This is a genomic window from Pseudomonas sp. P97.38, assembly GCF_001269745.1.
GTDB lineage: Bacteria > Pseudomonadota > Gammaproteobacteria > Pseudomonadales > Pseudomonadaceae > Aquipseudomonas > Aquipseudomonas chlororaphis_E.
The window spans coordinates 155153-171250 of the sequence record NZ_LHVJ01000007.1 but is presented as its reverse complement, the minus strand read 5'-3'; the positions used below and the strand labels follow the sequence as shown (position 1 = coordinate 171250).

The 16098-nt window shown below is 58.0% G+C and carries 14 protein-coding genes; 8 read left to right on the top strand and 6 right to left on the bottom strand.

Going from position 1 to position 16098, the window contains the following annotated elements; all coding sequences use genetic code 11:
- Window positions 1–5: 5 nt before the first annotated feature.
- Both AD664_RS01160 and AD664_RS01155 read left to right on the top strand, forming a co-directional pair.
- Window positions 6–2537 carry an ATP-binding protein gene (locus AD664_RS01160; RefSeq protein ID WP_256206981.1) on the top strand — a complete coding sequence of 844 codons (2532 nt, stop codon included), beginning with the start codon at window positions 6–8 and terminating at the stop codon, window positions 2535–2537.
- A 105-nt stretch (window positions 2538–2642) separates the two neighbouring features.
- On the top strand, window positions 2643–3704 hold the full coding sequence (locus AD664_RS01155; RefSeq protein WP_053143844.1) for an HD-GYP domain-containing protein: 1062 nt from the start codon (window positions 2643–2645) through the stop codon (window positions 3702–3704).
- Between the two features lie 95 nt (window positions 3705–3799).
- Here the strand turns inward: AD664_RS01155 and AD664_RS01150 are convergent, their stop codons facing one another.
- Window positions 3800–4723, bottom strand: coding sequence for a universal stress protein (locus AD664_RS01150; RefSeq protein WP_053143842.1), 924 nt, complete (start codon window positions 4721–4723; stop codon window positions 3800–3802).
- A gap of 246 nt (window positions 4724–4969) precedes the next feature.
- On the opposite strand from AD664_RS01150, the gene AD664_RS01145 reads away from it, so the two are divergent.
- From AD664_RS01145 to AD664_RS01135, 3 genes are all read left to right on the top strand, one after another.
- Entirely contained in the window at window positions 4970–5185 is a 216-nt protein-coding gene (locus AD664_RS01145) for a hypothetical protein (protein WP_083454112.1), read from the top strand.
- A gap of 10 nt (window positions 5186–5195) precedes the next feature.
- Window positions 5196–6440, top strand: a complete 1245-nt coding sequence (locus tag AD664_RS01140; protein ID WP_053143838.1) for a DUF4010 domain-containing protein — start codon at window positions 5196–5198, stop codon at window positions 6438–6440.
- A 105-nt stretch (window positions 6441–6545) separates the two neighbouring features.
- Window positions 6546–7457 carry a universal stress protein gene (locus AD664_RS01135; RefSeq protein ID WP_053143836.1) on the top strand — a complete coding sequence of 304 codons (912 nt, stop codon included), beginning with the start codon at window positions 6546–6548 and terminating at the stop codon, window positions 7455–7457.
- A gap of 53 nt (window positions 7458–7510) precedes the next feature.
- On the opposite strand, the gene AD664_RS01130 is transcribed toward AD664_RS01135, so the two are convergent.
- On the bottom strand, window positions 7511–8074 hold the full coding sequence (locus tag AD664_RS01130) for a GNAT family N-acetyltransferase (protein ID WP_053143834.1): 564 nt from the start codon (window positions 8072–8074) through the stop codon (window positions 7511–7513).
- Between the two features lie 241 nt (window positions 8075–8315).
- Here AD664_RS01130 and AD664_RS01125 point away from each other — a divergent pair, with 241 nt between their 5' ends.
- The 3 genes from AD664_RS01125 (at window position 8316) to AD664_RS01115 (ending at window position 11698) form a co-directional block, all read left to right on the top strand.
- Entirely contained in the window at window positions 8316–9209 is an 894-nt protein-coding gene (locus AD664_RS01125) for a universal stress protein (RefSeq protein WP_053143832.1), read from the top strand.
- 142 nt (window positions 9210–9351) lie between these two features.
- Window positions 9352–10242 carry a universal stress protein gene (locus AD664_RS01120; RefSeq protein ID WP_053143830.1) on the top strand — a complete coding sequence of 297 codons (891 nt, stop codon included), beginning with the start codon at window positions 9352–9354 and terminating at the stop codon, window positions 10240–10242.
- A 100-nt stretch (window positions 10243–10342) separates the two neighbouring features.
- The gene (locus AD664_RS01115) at window positions 10343–11698 is read left to right on the top strand and encodes an MBL fold metallo-hydrolase RNA specificity domain-containing protein (RefSeq protein WP_053143828.1); all 1356 of its coding nucleotides are present in this window, start codon (window positions 10343–10345) and stop codon (window positions 11696–11698) included.
- 105 nt (window positions 11699–11803) lie between these two features.
- Here AD664_RS01115 and AD664_RS01110 read toward each other — a convergent pair whose 3' ends face one another.
- From AD664_RS01110 to AD664_RS01095, 4 genes are all read right to left on the bottom strand, one after another.
- Window positions 11804–12340, bottom strand: a complete 537-nt coding sequence (locus AD664_RS01110; RefSeq protein ID WP_053143826.1) for an Hsp20/alpha crystallin family protein — start codon at window positions 12338–12340, stop codon at window positions 11804–11806.
- A gap of 88 nt (window positions 12341–12428) precedes the next feature.
- Complete coding sequence (arcD, locus tag AD664_RS01105) at window positions 12429–13922, bottom strand: arginine-ornithine antiporter (RefSeq protein WP_053143824.1); 1494 nt, start codon at window positions 13920–13922, stop codon at window positions 12429–12431.
- A gap of 130 nt (window positions 13923–14052) precedes the next feature.
- Window positions 14053–14805 carry a fumarate/nitrate reduction transcriptional regulator Fnr gene (fnr, locus tag AD664_RS01100; RefSeq protein ID WP_053143822.1) on the bottom strand — a complete coding sequence of 251 codons (753 nt, stop codon included), beginning with the start codon at window positions 14803–14805 and terminating at the stop codon, window positions 14053–14055.
- 166 nt (window positions 14806–14971) lie between these two features.
- Complete coding sequence (locus tag AD664_RS01095; RefSeq protein ID WP_053143820.1) at window positions 14972–16096, bottom strand: ABC transporter permease; 1125 nt, start codon at window positions 16094–16096, stop codon at window positions 14972–14974.
- Window positions 16097–16098 lie beyond the last annotated feature (2 nt).

The following is a 16098-nucleotide window of genomic DNA, read 5'->3' as shown; positions in this document are numbered from 1 at the left end:
GGCCTATGCAAGCAGCATCAAACAAGAAGGTCAGTCTGCGCCAATGGATCTGGCGGGCATTCGTCAGCACCAGCCTATTGCCGCTCATTTTGGTAGAAGGCGTATTGATCACCACGTACTTCATCACGAACCAGTCCATTCGAAGCTCCCAGATAGAGCACTTGCATCAAAGTGCGACACAAGACATACAAGACTCGGTTCAGCAGAATGCGCTGTTGGTGCAGGGACAATTGGAGCAGATCCACAAGGCGATCAGTCTGTACGCCAAGTCCACGGAGCATGAATTCACCGAAAACCTGCCTCCCGTGGCAGCATCACTTTCGATAAGTAAGGACGGCGTCCGTTACAGTGCTGCGGACGACGGAGGGTCGGCTTCGTTTTATTCAAATCTAACTCCGCCGCAAAAGCAGGATCTCAACAAAATATCCGTTCTGGCGAACCAGGATTTCATAATGAAGCAGTTGAAGGACGCGGATCCTCTGATTGCCAGCATCTATTTCAACAGTTGGGACAGCTATAACCGGATTTATCCATGGTTCAATACGCTGGAGCAATACCCGCATGATATGGACATCACACAGTACAACTTCTATTACCTGGCTGACGCAAAGCATAACCCTGAAAAAAAGATAGTCTGGACGGATGTCTATCTGGATCCCGCCGGGCAGGGATGGATGATGTCTGCCATTGCGCCGGTCTACAAAGGCACCTTTCTGGAGGGCGTCGCGGGGATCGACGTAACCGTCGATGGTATCTTGAAACGAATAGCGCAGTTGAAGATGCCTTGGGACGGCTACCTGATGCTGGTCAACAATAAGCTCGATGTCATGGCCGTGCCTGAAGCAGGGCAATTTGATTTTTCTTTGCAAGCCGTCGAGAACCTGCCTGCTGGAGAACCCGTTGATCGCGAGCGCTTGCAGTCGCCGGATTTGAATCTAGGGCGACATCCGGACCTGGCCACTCTCAGCACGACCTTACCCAACCACCCGGGGGGTATCGCCGCACTGACGCTGGGTGGACAACCCCATCTGATTGCATGGGCCCGAATTCCTTCGACGGGGTGGCTCTTGCTGGCGGTCGTGGATGAAGCAGCGGTCATGCACAAAACCAATCTGCTCGCCAGCCATTACCGCAATGTGGGGTATCTACTGGTTGCCGGTCTGGTGTTGTTCTATACCGTATTCTTTGTCTTCATGTGGTGGCGTACACGCGACCTAAGTCACCAGTTGAGTATCCCGGTGCAAGGGATTTCACGAATGATGCGAGAGATTGGCCGTGGTAACTGGCATCCGGCGGCAAGTCCCTCCGATATTATCGAACTATGGTCAATGTCCAGCCAGGCGTTGGGCATGGGCAGGCAGTTGGCTCAGGCAGAATTCATTCGCAGTTCCACACAGCAGCGCCTGGAACTGGTTATGGACAGTTTTGCTGAGGGCTTATGGGAGTATTACCCAAGACGACACCTCTTCAGCCTCAAAGGTGCTTTGTGCCAGCGCTTCGGTTTTGCAACCAGCGAAGTGTCGATGGCGACATTGCTGGAGCACATTCCCATCGAAGATCGGCAGGCCTTCATGCAATTCCTGGAAGAGGCTCGGGGCAGCGCAAGCTTGACGCCGGAAATAGAGATTCGAATCAGGGACGTGCATGGAAGCCTGATCTGGATACTGTGTCGTGGTCGCACATTGGATTCTTCTCGGCTTGATGATTCCAATGTCGTGATCGTGGCGTGCGTCGACATCACGACACTCAAGCAGACTCAGTTGCATTTGCGGGAAAAAACCCTGGAGGCAGAGGCCGCCAGTACCGCCAAATCAAAGTTCATCTCCAGCATGAGCCATGAGTTGCGTACCCCTTTGAATGCAATCTATGGGTTCGCTCAACTGGGGATCATGCAGTTGCCAGCCGAGGCCTCGCAACAGACAAGCAACCTGCAGGAAATCATCGAGGCCAGTGAACACCTCATGCAGTTGGTGGATGATCTGCTCGATCTCTCCAGCTTGCAGGTCGAGCAGTCTATGCTGGACCTAAGACCCGTGAAGGTGGCGGACCTTTTATTCAATTGCGCTGATATGGTTCAGCAGCAAGTGGCTGCTCATGGCCAAACGTTGCACATCAATGTGCCTTCGGACAGTGATGCATGGGATGTCTGGGCGGATAAACGTCGCCTCAAACAGGTTCTGATCAATCTGTTATCCAATGCGATCAAATACAACCGGCCCGGCGGCGACGTCACTCTAGGAGTGTCGGCCATCGAAGAGGGCACCAAGTTGCGCCTTTATGTAACGGATACCGGAATGGGCATACCTCCAGCTTTGCAAGGTGAGCTTTTCAGACCCTTTCAGCGGCTGGGTAAAGAGAACTCTTCCATTCAGGGGACCGGCATTGGCCTGGCGTTGTGTCGGGACTTGGCGATCCTCATGCACGGCAACATGGGCTTCGTCAGTGAGCTCGAAGCAGGAACGAGTTTCTGGATCGACCTGTGCTCAGCAGCGTTTCCTACGCCCGAGAACCGCCATGTCGATCGTTGTGATTCGTGAGGCATCGGTTGAGCCTCTTGATTGCAAAGCCGTGGTGGCCTCTGCACCGCAGATGCACCGTATTCGTAGTCTGGTAATGACGCTCGCCACGGGGAGGGCAGATAGATGTTTACCAAGATAAATGCTGAAAGCAAAATCGTTATCATCGATGATGTGGCCACCAATCTCAGGCTACTGGATTCATGCTTGCGAGCCGTAGGCCTGTCTAACGTCACTACATTCAGCGATTCTGCCGAAGGATTAGACTGGTTGCTTTCGAACCATTGGGATTTGTTGCTGCTGGACCTGGACATGCCCGCACCCGATGGCTTTGAAATCCTTGAACGTCTCAATACACGAAATCGCACCGAGTCTCCGGTCATTATCGTAACGGCCTTGAGTGATCAGCAGAACCGGCGAAAAGGGTTGGAGAAGGGCGCCAACGACTTCATTTCCAAACCCATTGACCTGCCAGAGGTGCTGCTCAGGGTGCGCAATTGCCTGGAGCTTGCACAGGCGGCGAAGCTGTTGCGTGACGTCAATGGTGAGCTCGAACGCAAAGTGGAATTACGCACCGTTCAGTTGGCCTCCAGTTACAAGGCGATCAGCAGTAGCCTGAGTCGAGCAGCGAGCTATCGCGATGACGATACGGGAAATCATATTATTCGTATTGGCGAGTCTGCGGCGTTGTTAGCCAAGGCAATCGGGATGCCTGCTCAATGGTGCGACACCATGAGGATGGCGGCACCGATGCATGACATTGGGAAAATCGGTATCGAAGATGCCATTCTGCAGAAGCCTGGCGCGTTGACACCGCAAGAGCGGGAGATCATGCAGAAGCACGCCTGCATTGGTTATGAAATCCTGCATGACCCAGACGGTTCCCCCTTGACAGATCTAGCGGCGGAAATTGCCCTGGCGCATCACGAACGCTGGGATGGCTCGGGCTATCCAAAGGGTCTACGAGGCAATGAGATCCCGTTGTCTGCCAGAATCGTGGCTATATGTGATGTGTACGACGCTATAAGAATGCCTAGAGCCTACAAAGAGGCTTGGGACATCGAACGTGCGAGGCGCTACATCATTGAACAAGCGGGTACTCACTTCGACCCGTTTCTGGTGGACGTGTTTTGCAATCTCTTTGATGAAATAGATCGCTTGAGCGTGCCCAATGCGAAAACAGGCTGAGATTTTGCAGGTTCGTTAGCCTTCCAGCCTTTGGCATGTTCGCGTGGTGCAAAGGCTGCCAGTCGCGAGCCTGGAAGGCGAACACTGGCCCGCGCTCAGTCAACGGGTTGCGGCGCAATCACCCATATACTGCATGGCATCTTGTACAGCAGACTTTCCACGGTGCTGCCGATCAATTTGTCCAAACCGTCATAGCGCACGCGCCCCATTACGATAATGTCAATATCATGGGCCCCGGCGTAGCTGGCTAGCACCTTGGTGGGATCACCCATGATCATGCGACGTTGTTCCGCAGCGATGCCATTGCGTTCGGCCAAGGCTTGGAATGTTGCGCCTTGAGCTTCATAGAGCTGTCGAGCCAGGGTTGAGGAGAAAAACGTCGAACCGTTGCCAAAGCCATATTCAGCGGCAGTAATGGATGAAAGATCGTAGGCGTAGATAACCTCCAATTGCGCATCGCAACTCGAAGCCAGTTTGTTCGCTTCGGCCAGAATCCGGTCGTTGAGATCCTTGTAGCAGCCGTCGCGGTGAAAGGGGTCGATGGCCGCCAGGATTTTGCGTGGGCGCGCATGGGTCACTGTGTTGACGAAGTGTAATGGCACTTCGCACTCGCGCAGCAGCTGCACATCCAGCGGCGTGAACATAAAGCGCGAGATCCAGGACTCAGGGTCCATCGTCTTGATCAGGGCATCCATTGGCGCTTCTCTGAGGTGAATCAGGATTTCCTTCAGTGGGCGTTCGACCCAGGTCACTTCTGTCGTGACGTCAATGCCGAGCTTGCGCAAGGGCCTGGCTTTTTCTTCCAGCCATTGCCGGTGACGTTCAACGTAACCCAGGCGCATCTGTTCCAGTGCCTGTTCGTTCACCAACCCGGCGGTGGCCAGGCCATCGAGATAGTCAAAGGCGACAATATGCAGGGCGGCGCCTTCGGCCTTGGCCAGTGCGGCCGCCCGGTCGAACGCCGGGTTGTGTTCCATCAGTGGCGAAACGACCAGCATCAAGCGTGGTTGCATAGACATGACGAACCTCCTGAACAAAGGACTATTGGTGCCGGCGAAATACGCGGGCGATGCCTGGTACCGATCATGGGTGCGGCGAGCCTTGGTAACTTGATTTGCATCAAATACGCTTGAAAAGTGTCGTATCGACGCTGACGACTCGGGTAACCGCGCAATCGTTGATCATGATCAATCCGCCCAGTGCAATCGGGCGCAGGCTGATGCTTGATTCTGAAGTCCAAGCTCACCCTTCATGAGAGGTTGGTCATGATTATCTGGCTCGAAGAACAACAGGCACAGATGCGCTGGATGGTGCACCTGGATGCCTGTTGCGTAAGCTTTCGTAGCGCGGATCAAGCGCTGGCGTTTACCCGAGCGTTGCAGGCTCGAATCGACGCGCCCCACGTCTGGCCGCGAGACGTGGTTGCACGCACGCAAGCGGCGCCGATCGAGCGATTGGCATCCGCTCAAGTCTCGCCGTAGCGCCATCGCCGTGATCGAGGCTCCGGGTCTGATCAATGCCGGCGCAGCGCTGGGAATTGGCCTGCTCGTGGGGCTTGAACGTGAGCGACGCAAGCGAGACAAGGGCAGGCGCGATTTTGCCGGTCTGCGCACGTTCGCCGTTACTTCGATGTTGGGGTATGCCACGGCATGGGCTGGCGGAGCTCCGTTGCTGGGGTTCGTCGCATTGGCGCTGGCAGCATTGATCATTGTGGCGTATTGGAAAAATCTCGCGAAAGACGCTGGCATCACCAGCGAAGTCGCCTTGTTTGCAGTGTTGGTGCTGGGAGCCCTTTGCGTCAGTGAGCCTGCTTTGGCAACCGCCATGGGTGTGGTGATGGCGGGGCTTCTGGCCAGCCGACAGGCACTGCACCATTTTGCCCGCAGCCAATTGACCGCGACGGAACTGCGCGATGGCCTGACGCTGCTGATTGCCGCGTTGGTCATACTGCCGCTCGCCCCTGATCGTTACCTGGGGCCCTACAACGCCATCAATCTCCGTACGTTTTGTGCCCTGACTGTCATGTTGATGGCGGTGGGCGCGCTGGGGCACGTCGCGGTTCGCACCCTTGGTACTCACTATGGCTATGCCCTGGGCGCAATCGCATCGGGGTTTGCTTCCGCCACGATGACTGTCGCGGCCATGGGGCATATCGCAGCGAAAGAGCCGTCCAATGTCAGGCTATTGAGCGCAGCCGCCGTGCTGTCGAATCTGGCGACCCTGGCACAGATGGTGCTGATTCTCGGGGTCATGGAGCCGGCTTTGCTGCGATGGCTGGTGTGGCCGCTGCTGTGCGGGTTAATGACGGTCCTGCTGTATGCTGGCGTGTTGATGTTTACCCGAACCAGGGCGCGAGCCGAGGAGAGGATCAAGCAAGGCGGGGCCTTCAGCTTGAAACTGGCGTTGACGGTGGTGGTGGCAATGACGGTCATCACCGTCATGTCGTCGGCGATGCTGGATGCATTCGGACGGGGCGGGGTGGCTGCTACCGCGATGCTCAGTGGGCTGGTCGATGCCCATGCCTCGATGGCCTCAATAGCGTCACTGGTCAAGGCTGGTCTGCTACCCCTGGAGGCGAGTGCCGTGCCAGTGTTGTTGGCGATAAGCAGTAACTCCCTGAGCAAATGCGCGTTGGCTTGGTTCAGTGGCGGGCGACTGTTCGCTGCGCATGTGATTCCAGGCCAGGTGCTGCTTATGCTGGCGATGTGGGCGGGGCTACTGCTGCCGAATATTTGATCCTCGATGATGGTCAGTTGAGGAAGATCAAGTCTGGCTTGCGGCAGTGATTCATTCTGGAGCCTCGATCTTTCAAAGGGCTGTCGCCCTATGTCGAGGTGCTCCATGTCCCAGACTCAACGTTTATTGCTGCTGGCGCCTGACGCCATGATCCGTACGCCCGCGTTCGACCGTGCCACCGAGCTGGCGCTGGCGATGGACCTGCCGCTGCACATCGTCGCCATCGATTATCTTGAGCTGCTGTCGGTGGCCGGTCTGTTCGCGCCCGACCAGGTCAAGAGCGCGCGCGACGGTTATTTGGAAACACATCGGCATTGGCTGTGGCAACAGGCCGAGCTGGCACGTCGGCATGGGGTCGAGGTGACCTGTGAAGTGGTCTGGAGCAAAGATGCTTATCAAGGTTTACAGCAATACATCAAGGAATTGCCGCTGGCGTTGATCATCAAGGATGCACAGCCGGAGCCGGCGCTTAAGCGGATCTTTTTCACACCGTTGGACTGGCGCTTGCTGCGCGACTGTCCTGTGCCGGTGCATCTGGTCACCGATTCGCGCAACCCTCGGCCTCGGCGAGTCCTGGCGATCGTCGACGTGCTGCGCAGCGAGGAACAGGACCTGGTGTTCAACGACCAGATCGTCAAGGCCGCCGTCAAGTTGGCCGAGCAATGCAACGCTGATGTCGAGTTGCTGCACGCCTTTGACTGGACCGCCATCTACGCAACGGACATGGGTATCGGCGCGCTTCCCCTGGCGACTGGAATCTATGAGGCATTGGGCGAGGCGCAGCACGAGGTGTTCGAATCCCTGGCGGAGCGGCATGGGGTCGCGCCGCACAAGCGTCATTTCGTCGAAGGGGCACCGCTGCCGAGTATTTGTAAGTTCGCCCACGACCATCAGGTAGATGTGATCGTGATGGGCACCACGGCACACCATGGCCTGGACAGGCGCCTTGGCACTACCGCCGAGCTCTTGCTGCAACGAGCCCCTTGCAGCGTATGGGCGATCAAGCCGCAGGCTTGACCGCAGCCACCTGCGCGGGCCCCGTTCTACAGGGTACCCGCGCAGCCTCGTGGCTAAAGGTAGAGGCGATGAATGACTTGTCGGGTGTCCTCGGGGTCGGTGCGGGTTTCGAAACCCAAGCTATGAGCCAGCTCGCGCATGGCGGCATTGCTGGCGGAGTCGATGGAGTAGATTTGGCGGTAGCCGTTTTTACGCGCCGCTTCTATCAGGTGCTCCATCAACAAGGTCCCCAGACCCAGGTGCTGCCAGGGGTCGGCGACGGTCACGGCGCACTCGCATTCGTGCGCAGAGGTAGCGCAGTAACGGCTGACGCCGATTTCGATCAACTTGCCGTCGTCATGGACCAGGGCGATGTAGGCCAGGCGAGTCTTATAGTCGACGTCCATCAAGTGATCGAGCATTGCCGTCCCGGGTTCATTGATTTGCGATAGAAAGCGCATGTGCCGCGACTCCGGAGACAGGCGCTTGATGAAGTCATATTCGCGTTGGCGATCCTCTTCCCGTAATGGCCTGATCAGTACATGCCGACCGTCCTTAAGCGCCTGAATCCAGTGTTTGCCGCTGATGCTGGCATACAGCGCGGCGGCGCGTTCGTTATGGGCTTTGACTGTGAGCATGATCAATCCTCCGTCGGATAAGCGTGCAGTGCGAAAGAAGGTTTCGCGTTCGGTTCAGTTCTACGCCGGTGGCGACAGTCGATTCTGATCTGGATCAGCCTCGGTGTGCCCAACCGTCGATTGCACTGACGTTGATGCAGATCAAACAGCAGGGGGCATCGTAGGGCACGCTGCAGATCATGTTGGACGGCGGCCTGTGCGAGATGCCGGCAGCCATTGAACAACTGGGTGGAGGTGTGCGATGAAGCAATACCAGCGTCTGCTGTTGATCGTTGAACCCGACTTGCACCCCTCTGCCGCGATGCGCAGGGCCTGTGCACTCGCCCGGGCCAGCGGTGCCGAGTTGCATCTATATGTATTCGTCCAGCCGCCGGCACGTACCCATCTATGGGGTGAAAAAACAGACGAAGTGAATGTGCAGCAGCATTTGCATCGCTATCGCCGTTGGATGGCAGAGGAGGCTGCGCTGCTCAAGGAAGAGGGGTTGAATGTATCGACGCGTGTGGTCTGGACCACTCATCCTCTGCTGGACATTCTTCGTTACGTCGAACAATTGCGACCCGATCTGCTGATCAAGGATGTCACCCTCGAACCCTTGCTCAAGCGGGTGTTCGCCACGCCCCTCGATTGTCATCTGCTACGCGATTGTCCGGCGCCGGTGCATCTGGTCAACCAGGCCGTTCACGGTACGCCGCGTCGTGTGCTGGCGGCAGTGGATCCCTCCGATCCCCAGACCGATGCCTTGAATGAGCAAATTGTCCACGCCGCCGAGGTGTTGGCCCGGCAATGCGACGCTTCGTTACATCTGTTGTATGCCTGCGACCTGTCGGCGGCGTTCAACGCAGAGGCGTCGCTACTGGCAGGGGCCTGGGACGATGATTATGTCGAGGCCCTGCGTGAGTCATTGCATACAGCGTTCGTCAACCTGGCCGAGCGCTGCGGTGTGCCGGCGCAGCGAAGGCATTTCGTCGTAGGCCTGCCGGTACCGGTGCTTCATGAACTCGTCAATGAGCTAGAGATTGACGTGGTCGTGATGGGTACCGCGCATCGGGTCGGCCTGGAGCGCTTGATCGGCAGCACGACGGAACGGGCCTTGTATTCGATACCGGGCAGCCTGTTGGCGGTCAGGAGATGAGCACGATGGCGCCGTTGCCCTGTCTGCAGCGCAAGCGTTCCTAGGCTCATGTGGCTTCATCCAGAGGCTCGAGGGTGACCGACCCCAAGAGCTATTTTCAGCGCTACGTCGTGATGCTTGAGCCTGTCTTCGGAGAACGATCATGAGTCAGTATCAACGCCTGTTGCTGATCCTCAACCCGGCACAACGACATTCGCCGGTCCTTCATCACGCCGCGGCCCTGGCGGCAGCCAGCGAGGCACATTTGCACGTCACCGCATTGATCCCTTCGCTGGATATTGTGTCGCTGCTCGAAGAGGAACTTCGTGAAGAGGCGCGGCAGAACTATTTCCAGGATCAGCGCAATTGGTTGGAAGAGGAGGCCGACAAGATGCGGCGCCGGGGCTTGCGCGTCACCACCGAAGTGGCATGGGTCGAGGCCCTGCGCAAACAGATCCTGCAGCACGTGTCGCAGTTCCAGCCCGACTTGCTGATCAAGCAGGTACAGCACGAGTCCCTGCTCAAGCGCGCACTTTTTACACCGCTGGATTGGCACCTGCTGCGCAAATGCCCTGTTCCGGTGTACATGGTGGGCGCGGCCGCACACGGCCTGCCGCGCAAAGTGGTCGCGGCTGTGGACCCTTCCAGCGCCTTTGCGCAGAACAGTGGGCTTAACGACCGGATTATCCGCCAGGCGCTTGGCCTGGCGCTGCAGTGCGATGCCGAATTGCATCTGGCTCATGCCTACGAGGCATCGTCGGTCTACCTGGGAGATGTGGGGGGCGGCGGCGTGTCGCTGTCGCAGCTCAGCAAGGAATTGCGCAGAAGCCTGGAGAAATCTTTTCTGGAGTTGGCCAACCTGTTCGGTGTGCCTGCCGAGCACAGGCAGTTTCTGCTGGGGCATCCGGTTTCGGCGCTCAGTGAATTTGCCCTGGAGCATGAGGTGGATGTGATCGTCATGGGGCGATCCCAGCACCGTGATCCGTTTGGGCTGCTGGGCAGTACGACAGAGCACATCCTGTATCAGGTGCAGTGCAGTGTCCTGGCGGTCTGATGAAGTGAACCCTGGCGGCCGAGTGGCTGACGCAAGTCACCGGCCGCCCGGTGAACAATGCGATCAATAGTCTTTCCATCGTTTGTCCAGGAGCACCGCCATGCGCATGACTTTTCTCGGGGCCGCAGGGACTGTGACCGGCAGCAAGTACCTGTTGGAACACGATGAACAGCGCATCCTGATCGACTGCGGCCTGTTTCAGGGCTACAAGCAGTTACGCCTGCTGAACTGGGACCCCTTTGAACTGCCGATGCGAGAGCTGGATGCGGTCGTATTGACCCACGCTCACCTGGACCACAGTGGGTACTTGCCGGTCATGGTGCGTAATGGCTATCGCGGTCCTGTGTACGCCACGCCCGCGACCTGTGAGCTGGTGAAAATCCTGCTGCGCGACAGTGCTCGCTTGCAAGAAGAAGAGGCCGAGTACGCCAACCGCAAGGGGTTCTCCAAGCACGCGCCGGCCTTCCCGCTCTATACCCGTGAACATGCTGAACGGGCGCTCAAATTACTGCGGCCGGTCGCATTCGAACACTCGGTGGAAATCGCCCGGGGCATCGAGATCCTCCTGCGCCGTGCCGGACACATCCTGGGCGCCGCCACTGTTCAGGTCCGGGCTGGTGGCGTGACGTTGGTCTGTTCAGGTGACCTGGGCCGGCCCGAGGATCCGGTGATGTTCGCGCCGCAAGCCATCGAGCAGGCAGATGTCCTGCTGGTGGAGTCCACGTATGGCGACCGTCGGCATCCGCATGAATCACCAGAAGATCAATTGGCCGATGTCATTACCCGCACCGCGCTGCGCCGGGGCATCACCCTGGTGCCCTCGTTCACGGTCGGTCGCGCTCAATTGTTGATGTATCACCTTTATCGCCTGAAGCAACGCCGGGCGATCCCCGATATCCCGATCTACCTCAACAGTCCCATGGCCATCGACGTGACCCGGCTATATCAGCGCTTCGCTGCTGAACACCGGTTATCCCGGGAGGAGTGCGAAGGCATGTGCCACATCGCCCACCCGGTGCGCTCGGTCAAGGACTCCATGGCCCTGGACCTGCAGCGCACTCCGGCGGTAATCATCGCTGCCAGTGGCATGGCCACCGGCGGACGGGTGTTGCATCACCTCAAGAGCCTGGCGCCCAACCCTGTCAACACCCTGCTGATGCCCGGCTTCCAGGCCGGCGGTACGCGAGGCGCGAGGATTGTGGCGGGCGAGCCTGCGGTGCGCATCCACGGTAAGGATGTACCGATCAATGCTGAAGTGGTGTCTATGCAAATGCTGTCGGCCCATGCCGATGCCGACGAAATCATGCAATGGCTGCGAGCCTTCAAGACACCGCCACGGCAAACCTATGTGGTGCATGGCGAGCCCAATGCGTCCGATGTCTTGCGCCACCGGATATACGACGAACTGGGTTGGTCGGTGTCGGTGCCGGCGTACCGCGATTGCGTGGAGCTCTGAACGATCGCCTTCGCGAGCGGGCATGACACCCGTCTGTTCGGTCAATCGGCGCAGGCATGAAAAAGCCCCTCGTCGTTGGCCAGCGAGGGGCAGGGTTCAAAGCAGTCATTCAGACTTGATCGGTACGACCTTTTCGGCTTTGAGTGCTTCTGGTTTTTTTGGCAGTGTCAGCGTCAGCACGCCTTTGCTGAACTGGGCTTCGATCTTGTCGCTATCGATGCCTTTTGGCAGGTTGAACACCCGTTCGAAGGAGCCGTAATGGCGCTCGGACAGGTGATAACCCTTTCTTTTTTCTTCCTTGGTGTCCTTTTTCTCCCCCTTGATGATCAGGTTGCCGTTGGCCAGGCGGATTTCGATGTCTTTCTGATCCATGCCGGGCAACTCGGCGGTGATTTCAAAGCTCTTTTCCTTTTCGCTGATGTCCACTGCCGGCAGACTCGCAGAGAGCTCACGACGCCAGAAGGGTTCGACATCGAACAACCCGCGGCTGAAGGTCGAGAGCGCTGTGCCCCGGTTGAAATCTTCGAACAGGTGATCCACCTGCTGACGAAGTTTTTCCAACGGATGCCAGGTATCTGTCCTGGCGGAGTGCTGGACTTGCTGGTCGTTGTGGACCGGCATTTTTTTCACTGAATTGGTCATTGGATATTCCTCTTGGGTGATGTTCGGGCGGGTACCTGAACCGATGACCAGATACCGTTGCCGAACGGGTCAGTGCACGCCTGCGAACCTACAAAGACAGTTGGCCGGACCAGAGCATCCAGCCGGCGAAGATGGCTGCTACCCAGATCACCAGCAGCAGGCTCCAGCCAAAGCCATTAAGAGAACGGCCCGTCCTAGCCCGTTGAGCGCTCAGGTAGATCAGCGAGCCGGGGGCATAGAGCAGGGCGCTGAGCAACATGTATCGGGGGCCGGCGGCGTAGAGCAGCCAGACGCAATATCCCGTTGCGACCAGAGCGATGGTCATGTCGCGCAGTTGCAACCCCCGATGACCGGCGTAGGTCTGGCCTTGCCAGGTCATTTTCAGCGCATACAGGCCACTGAACAGGTAAGGCAGCAGGATCATCGAGGTGGCGAGTGAGATCAGGGCCAAGTAGGTAGCGCTCGAATACAGGGTCAGCAACAGGAAAAGCTGAATGCAGCCGTTGGTGATCCACAACGCGTTGACAGGTACGCCCTGTTGATTTTCGCTGGCCAGGAGGCGAGGCATGACCTTTTCCTTGGCTGGGGTGAATACCGACTCGGCCGCCAGCAGCGTCCAGGCCAGCAATGCACCGCCTACCGACACAATCAGGCCAATACTGATCAGCACAGCACCCCAGGGGCCGGCGACCACTTCCAGCACGCCAGTCATAGACGGGTTCTTCAAAGCGGCCAGTTCGGGTTGCCTGAGAATACCCAGCGACAAAAGGGAGACAGCGATCAGCAACAGCAATGTCAGGATGAAGCCAATCACGGTGGCTCGGCCGACATCAGTCCGTTCGGCTGCACGGGCAGAAAATACGTTGGCCCCTTCGATACCAATGAACACCCAGACCGTCACCAACATGGTGCTCTTGACTTGGTCCAGGGTACTGCCCAATGCCGGTGTGCCCCAGAAATCCGTCAGGAAGGTGTCGTTGGAGAAGCCCGCAATGACCAGGCCGATGAACAGCAGCAACGGCACCACTTTGGCGATCGTGGTCATGGCGTTGGCCTTGGCGGCGGTGCGCATTCCACGCAGGATCATCCAGTGCAGCGCCCACAGCACGACGGACGCGCCAGCAATCGCGGCTTTATTGTTGCCTTCGCCGAATACCGGAAAAAAGTAACTGAGGGCAGCGAACAGGATCACCAGGTAACTGACGTTGCCGATCCAGGCGCTGATCCAATAGCCCCATGCTGAATTGAAGCCCAGGAATTCGCCGCCCAGCGCACGGGCGTAGGCGAACACACCGTTATCCAGTTCCGGCTGGCGGTTGGAGAGCATCTGGTAAACCAGGGCCAGCGAGAGCATGCCTACGCCGGTGATGAGCCAGCCGATCAGGATCGCCCCGGCACCGGCGCTGGCCGCCATGTTCTGGGGCAGGCTGAAGATGCCACTGCCAATCATCGAGCCGACAACCAGGGCGATCAGCAAACTCAGCGAAAGGCGCCTGGGCTCGACCCTCCGCAAACTGCCGGCCAACGGGTGAGGTGTGACGGTCGGGATGACCGGTTCTGTACCTTGCAGGTGCGTTGCCATGATCAAAGCCTCCATGAGACGGGAGGTTCGGTGACCTTCGTCGATACAAAGGTTCGAACGCTGCGTCTTAATGTCGGCCTGGAAGCGGAATAGGGTATTGATACAGATCAGATTTCGTGCAAGGCAGGCATTACAGCTCGGTATGACGATGGCAACCGGCAACCTTCTGCTTGAGACCGGGCAAGTCCAGAATCGTGACATTGCGTCCACGTATGTCCGCCAGTTCCTCCCGGCGCAGGTGGGCAATGCCCCGGCAAATTGTCTCCAGACGCAGGCCCAGGTAAGAGCCGATCGCCTCGCGGCTCATGCGCAGGACAAACTCTCGCGAGGAATAGCCGCGCATATTGAGCCGTTGCGACAGGTTCAACAGGAACGCCGCCAGGCGCTCGTCGGCGGTCATGCTGCCGAGCATCAACAACATATCGTGGTCGTGCACGATTTCCTGGCTCAAAAGCTTGTTCAGGTTGTGTTGTAGCGAAGGTAGATCGTGGGCCAGTTTTTCCAGGAGGTTGAAAGGCAGCGGACAGACTTCGCTGTCTTCCAGGGCAATGGCATTACAGGCGTAGTGAGCGCCACTGATAGCGTCCAGGCCGAGCATTTCGCCTTGCATCTGGAAGCCGGTGACTTGCTCTCGACCGTCTACCGAAACAACGCTGGTCTTGAAGAAGCCCACTCTCACCGCATACAACGAGCGCAATGGGTCGCCGGTGCGATACAACGCTGCGCCCTTTTTGACCTTGAGTCGCTGGGCGATGAGGGTGTCGAGACGCTCCACTTCACCTGCCGTCAGGCCGATCGGCAGGCACAGCTCCAACACGCTGCAGTTCGAGCAAGCGGTTCTGAGGGTATGCACATATAGACGCTGGGGTTCAAGCTCGACCATAGGAAATACTCCTTTAGTGGAGCAAGCATAGAAGACCGACTCAAAACCGTGCCTGTTTTTTGTCGCCTAAATCCTACCGATTGTCGATCGGTGCGCAGGGGGCACTCGCTAGATCAATAAGACTCAAGCGAGCTCACAACGCGGTGATCGGCTTTACTATGGAACCTCAAGCCATCTGCGAGATTGCACGGCGAAATCGCAATAATGCCGCTATGAAAAACAGCGTGCCGATTGAGGCGATCGCCAGGAACTGCGGCCAGACAATCGCCAGGCCCGCACCTCGATACAAAATGCCTTGGGCGAAGCTGACGAAGTGTGTGGTAGGGGCGGCTAGCATCAGATTTTGCACGAGCTCCGGCATGCTTTCGCGTGGAGTGGCCCCGCCGGAAAGCAGTTGGAGCGGCAGCAGGATCAAGATGCTCAGCAGTCCCAATTGAGGCATTGAACGGGCCACGGTGCCCAGGTAGATGCCGATGGAGGTGGTTGCAAACAAGTGCAGCGCGGTACCGAGCAGGAACAGCCCGATGGAGCCACTGATCGGCACGGCCAACCAGCCTCGGACGACTACCCATATGGCAAAGGCTGTGGCCAGCAGCACCACCAGCCCCATGGACCAGACCTTGGCCAACATGATCTCGAACGCCCGTAGCGGCATCACCAGCAAATGTTCAAGGGTACCGTGCTCACGTTCTCTAATCAGTGCCGCGCCAGTGAGAATGATCGACACCATGGTGATGTAATCAATCAGTTGCATCACAGAGGTGAACCAGGCCTGGGTCAGATTGGGATTGAACTGCATGCGCGTGGCCAAGCCCACCGGGGGGGGCGGGGCGCCGCGCGAGCCTTGGATGAATGTGCTGACTTCGGTGGCTACGATAGTCTGGATGTAACCTGCGCCAGTGAAGGCCTGGCCGATCTGGGTGGCGTCGACGTTGAGTTGCAGGCTTGGATGTCGTCCAGCGAGGACGTCGTGCTGAAAGTCAGGTGCAATATCGAGGGCGAATGTATAACGGCCGCCGTCCATGCCGGCATCGACCTGTTGGCTGCTGATCCTTGCTGGAGGCAGGAAGTAGGGGAGTTGAAAAGCCGCGGCCAACCGTTCAGAGAGTTGTGAGTGATCTTCATCGACGATAGCCAGCGGCGCGTGGTGCAACGCCTCGGGTATGCCCGAGGCCGCTGTGTAGGTGCCGAACGAGAATGCCCAGACGATCAGGATCAGCATCGCCCGGTCGTGGTACAGGCTGCGGAACTCCTTGATGCCCAGGCGCAGAATGTTCAAGAGACTGTGCATGG